Annotated in this window: 8 protein-coding genes; all 8 read right to left on the reverse strand. The window is 36.3% G+C overall.

The features are described 5' to 3' along the window. Positions 1–298: 298 nt before the first annotated feature. On the reverse strand, positions 299–736 hold the full coding sequence (locus EKM78_RS12215; protein WP_125772603.1) for a hypothetical protein: 438 nt from the start codon (positions 734–736) through the stop codon (positions 299–301). A gap of 12 nt (positions 737–748) precedes the next feature. After that, positions 749–910 carry a hypothetical protein gene (locus tag EKM78_RS12920; RefSeq protein WP_164507357.1) on the reverse strand — a complete coding sequence of 54 codons (162 nt, stop codon included), beginning with the start codon at positions 908–910 and terminating at the stop codon, positions 749–751. Continuing rightward, complete coding sequence (locus EKM78_RS12925) at positions 897–1034, reverse strand: hypothetical protein (RefSeq protein ID WP_164507358.1); 138 nt, start codon at positions 1032–1034, stop codon at positions 897–899. The genes EKM78_RS12920 and EKM78_RS12925 overlap by 14 nt, the downstream gene beginning before the upstream one ends. Beyond that, entirely contained in the window at positions 1027–1575 is a 549-nt protein-coding gene (locus tag EKM78_RS12220; protein WP_125772605.1) for a DUF1642 domain-containing protein, read from the reverse strand. The genes EKM78_RS12925 and EKM78_RS12220 overlap by 8 nt, the downstream gene beginning before the upstream one ends. A 136-nt stretch (positions 1576–1711) precedes the next feature. Next, the gene (locus EKM78_RS12225) at positions 1712–2056 is read right to left on the reverse strand and encodes a VRR-NUC domain-containing protein (protein WP_164507360.1); all 345 of its coding nucleotides are present in this window, start codon (positions 2054–2056) and stop codon (positions 1712–1714) included. 288 nt (positions 2057–2344) lie between these two features. Then, complete coding sequence (locus EKM78_RS12230; RefSeq protein ID WP_125772609.1) at positions 2345–3589, reverse strand: virulence-associated E family protein; 1245 nt, start codon at positions 3587–3589, stop codon at positions 2345–2347. After that, a complete protein-coding gene (locus EKM78_RS12235; RefSeq protein WP_125772610.1) occupies positions 3582–4409 on the reverse strand; it encodes a bifunctional DNA primase/polymerase in 828 nt (275 codons plus the stop codon). The genes EKM78_RS12230 and EKM78_RS12235 overlap by 8 nt, the downstream gene beginning before the upstream one ends. A gap of 65 nt (positions 4410–4474) precedes the next feature. Further along, complete coding sequence (locus EKM78_RS12240; RefSeq protein ID WP_125772612.1) at positions 4475–5050, reverse strand: hypothetical protein; 576 nt, start codon at positions 5048–5050, stop codon at positions 4475–4477. Positions 5051–5082: the final 32 nt, after the last annotated feature.

The raw sequence follows: 5082 nt of genomic DNA on the forward strand, positions 1-5082 counted from the left end.
CCGAGGAGGATTCTATGAATAAGGGATGGATACACTCCCGGTATGTATATCCAATGAGGATCAGTGGAATCGAACCACTATGTACACCAGTATCCCCACAATGCCACGCCGTTATCATAAGCAGGCATTAATAGCGTTGAGCTAGATTTTAACGTGTTTACTCACGGTGTCGTTTTTTAAAGGTCGTTCTGCAGTTAGAGACAGGCTGTCTTTGTGTTATAAATTATTTTCTTTCAAATTTTTCTATACTATCAATTTACACCATTGACAAGGTTCATAAATACCCGTTTTTGTGCAATTATTTGTCTATAATTTCAGGACTAATCAATCCTTTCTCAATAGCTAAAAGTTCAAGCATTTTATATCTCTTGTTGTAAATGGTTCTAACAGAATAATGTAACCTATCCGCAATCTCATACCATCCAAGATAATCGCTATTAACAAATCGCATATTGTAAATCATTAACTGTTCATCACTCATATTGTCAATAGCACGTTCACAGTCATCTTTTAAATTAAACAGACGTTGAAGTTCTTTATCTTCGTCTTTTTTTATTGCCAAAATTTCCTGTGGCTTTATGATGATATTTGATCTACCACCCCCTGGGTTTTCATTACTTTCAGTCCAAGGATGTTCAATAGCAACTACCCTGATGGCAATGTTGGTATTGACTTGTTGATACTCTTTAAAGTCCTCTTCTAATTCAAGTAGTCTACTCTTATTTAATTGTTGAATGAGTCTAACCCCCTAATCTTCAATGTGATAATAAGTCATACCAGCCAATACCATTAAGAAACCAGAAAATAACAACGTATTAGTAGTTTGCTTTGTAAAATATCCAATTAAAAATAATACAATCGTAAATATAAAAAATATAAATGAAGCTAATCTTAGTTTATTCGTTTTCATGGTGATTGCTCTCCTTTAGTTGTTCAATTAACTGGCCGGTAATGGTTTCATACTTATGCAATAAGCCTTCATCTACAATTTCATTTAGTCTGTCTGAAAGACCTACTACTTTTTCTTTATTCATCGTCTGCCTCCACTGGCACAGCGAATGCCATATATCTTGGGTCAATATCTTTGATTTCTTGTTCAGTAAATTCAGTTTGAAAGTTTAAACTTGGGCAACGACCATTTAGCACACAGAAGTCGTATAGCCTGTTTCTGTTGATGTTTCTGTTGAGATAGCTGGCTCCATCATTTTTAACCAGTTGTATATAATATTTTTGTTCAGGAAATTTAGCATTACCACAGTAGAAATCTGCAATGTCCTTAGCCAATTGATTGTTGTCATTAGGATTTTCACGGCAATATTTTTCAGACAATGCATGGCAATCACCATCGCCCTTACCAATACCATAAATTAGGGTAATAGGTGTTAAGAAGCCGCCGTCTTTAGCTTCCTCTAGTTCCTTACGTTCTTCCTTACTATATCCTTTTAAAATTCTCATATTTTTATCCTCCAAATTTATAGGTATGAATTCTTTAACTTGTTTCGTTTCTCCACCTCTTCTAGAACGGATATAAAATATCCCGAATAATTTCATTCTTCTCTCTGTTGCTGAGTTCATGATTAGCTTTCATAAAGTCAGCAGGCAGACGTGATTGAAATGTATACACGTGTGCAATTGCTGAAGTTATAGATTGATTTTGTTGATCAAAAGCTTTCTCCATGAACGCTCTGTAAATGTGTTCGTTATTCATTCGTTAATCACTGAATCCATATCCTACCAACTCCTCATCAATAATTTTTAATGCGTCTTCTGTGCTTCGTGCTATTCCATGGATAATACCGTGGTTAGTTAACATGTAATGAAACTGTTTCTGATCTTCACGTGCTCGTCCAGTTTTGTTTTTAATTTCTAAATAAAACACTTTTCCGTTACTGTGTTTAAATCCGTATAAATCAGGGTGTCCTTGTGGTAATCCTGTATCAAAATAACGACCTGTGTCTGTTCTAACCTTTCCGACGTTTGTTCGGAATACAGTACAATCATTCATTGACACAGCTACACGAATATCGTTTTGAATTGCTGCTTCTGATTTAGTCATAAGTCGGGTTACACTAAGAAATCGCATTGCATCAGTACTTACAGCGAAAGGTTACACTAAGTTACACTAAAGGTTACACATACCTAGCCTTACTCGCTCAATGGATTGACCCTTAAAAGTTACGGTTACACTAAATTTTCTTTTCCCTTGTAGTGTGTACTTATATATAAATATATAAGTTATTAAGTGTAATTAGTGTAGTTAGTGTAACCTTTCTTAGGTTACACTTAGAGTACCAACGCTTTCAGCGGTTACACTAAGGCACTTTTTAGTGTAACTTAGTGTAACCTAGTGTAACTTTTCATACCCTCTTTTCGTTTTACCGTTATTTTTTTTTACGACAGCGGACCAATTCGACTTGTTATCCATCACGTACTTTATCTTTTTAGATAATCTACGATTCTTGACAAGATTGTCTTCACCTAAATATTTACCAATTTGTTTGCTACTTACGAATTTTTCGGGATAGCTCTCCAAAAATTCTTCAATCTGTGCTTCTACTTCATCCACATACATAAATTGTTCGCGATGTTTAGACAAGATAGATTCTTGTGTCTTAGTTAATCCAAACGTAAATCCATGCTGATAATATGAGGTAAACTCGCCCCACAATTGATTAATAAGTTCATCGTCCAAATCATCGAACGGTGTCTTTTTTTGTTTGCTTGCATTTACTTTGACGGGAAGAAATCTACGTTCACCCGTTCGGTCCTTTAGATAAGTCATTTCGTTAGTAGTTCTTGCTAAAACAAAGTTCTTGTCGTATCGAATTGATTCATGTCCATACGGTGGACGGAACTCTAACTCTTGTGCTGATACAAATTTCTTCAATGATTCGAAACTACTATTGTTTGTTGCGGTCATTTCATCATCATTAGCAATCAACGACCGTAACATGACACTGAAATTATCTTTATCCTTGAAATCAGTAAACTGGTCTGTATACCATTCGCGAGCCATCTTTTTCAAAAAAGTTGTCTTTCCTGCTCCTTGTCCACCTACCAAATCAAGAACAAAATCAAATTTTGTTTCAGGTTCATAGGCTTTTGAGACAGCTCCAGTAAAGAAAATCTTTGTGATCAATGTTGTTATGTCCGACTTCTCGACTCCAAGAAAATCTGGGAGTAAATCGGCTACGCGTTCTTTTCCGTCCCACTCCGTGTAAACAAAGTCGAAGTAATCAACTGCCGGATTATATCTTCTCTTTCTGGCGTCATTAATAATTGCCATTTGCAATAAACTACGATTAAAAAATATTCCATAATTGTCTTCAATGTATCGAAGTATTGAAGGGTCGTAATCATCCAACATTTGTCCCTTATCAATATGAAGTGATGGAACATCTTTGACTACTCCAATTTCATGTGTGAAGTTGTTGAATGCAAACACTGCTCTTAATGTTTTATCGTGTTCTAAAATCAAACCGACATTTTTTATACTGTTTGCTTTCACATCACCCTTTGCATTCAATGCAAAATTTATCGGCATTTTAACAACTTTATTCTCTTTTTGCATTTTGGATAATTCATCCATGCTTTGTTTCAACTCTGGATCCAATTTTAGTAGCCATCTCCCTTCTCTTTAATTCTTTGTTAACCATCGATTTAAAAGTTCTTTCAAACTCTTTGGGTGGTAATGACTTAGGTGTATTGTTATTAGCCAATTTACCTAATTCGTAAGCTGTTTCTACTTCTACATTTCGAAACAGTAACCCGCCAATGAAACTGGCTAGAGCGTTGTTTCTTCCACCCGTTTCGCCCAATCCATTAACGATCTCTTCAAACAATTCTGATGTGGCAGTTTTCTCTGTCGAGTATGTTTGCTTTCCGACATAATGCGATGTTCCTGTGACCCGTTGATTTATTAGTTCAATCAATTCTCGGCTTGGAGTTACGATTGGATTTTGATTCAACCATTCGTATTTCTTGCCCCTATGTTCACTTGGAGCAATAACAATGTAGTTATTAATGTGTGCCTTGACATCTACACCAGGAAGCCACCCGATATTTTGAGATACTTCAATATCGTTACGTTTGAAATAAATCAACTGCCTGCCACCGCTTGCTGTTCTCTGCTCTAACGTTGGTATTAACAAATCTTTGTGTTCGTATTCATCAATAGACTTAAAACCGTCATGGCCGTGTGCATCAGCCGTATCGATATCGATAACGAAAAAACCAGTTGTTCGTATCGCAATCTGCGCAAACGGGTATTTCTTCCACAGCTCTCGAATCTCTGGTTCAGTCAATGCAGGTTTATCAGCAAATTTAATCAATGGTTTTTTGTTTAACATAGGGAGTACGCTCAGACCCTTGTGAGCATAAGCCACTGCATAATTAACTAAATTTTTCATGTTTCCTCCCCGCTTGGGCATTTCACCCATTCGGCATATTTAAGTGATACTGCACTGATTAATTGCTAGAACGGACGTTCGCCATTTTCATCTAATGGTGCTTGTGGTGTATCTTCCTTTGGCGTGTTGCCAAATGGTAGTTCATCTTCTGTTACATCTGGTGTTGTTTGTTCATAAGGGTCTTCGGCAACTTCTTCAAATTCATAAGTTTTGTATGGATATGCGGGATTATTCTTGTTTTCTTTAAGAGTTAGATCCATATTGAATTGTTTGCCTTCACCTTTTTGGAACTCGTTAACCATTTCTTGAATGTCATCCCATGCTTCATCCGATAGTGCTACGCCTAACACTGCTGCCAAACTTGCAATTGTTTTAATATTTCTATCAATAATGAAATCTGGTAAAGGTTCACCATTTCTCTTTGTTTCATCTAAGCTGACATTGATGAATTCGTTTTGTCCGCTGTGTTCCCCTTCGATTACTTGTGCTCTAACTGATAATTGACCAAATTTAGAAGGTGAAATTGCTTCTGTCACCAGGTGGTATTTGCCTGCTGGTAGTCCTTCATATCCATTGATTTTGTCTTTCTTAGGATCAAATCCTTGTGCTTCCAATGCGTTTTTTCTATCTCTTAAACTCATGTTTATTTACCATCCTTGTTAGTTGTTCGTGT

It is taken from the genome of Companilactobacillus furfuricola, from assembly GCF_003946325.1.
GTDB lineage: Bacteria > Bacillota > Bacilli > Lactobacillales > Lactobacillaceae > Companilactobacillus > Companilactobacillus furfuricola.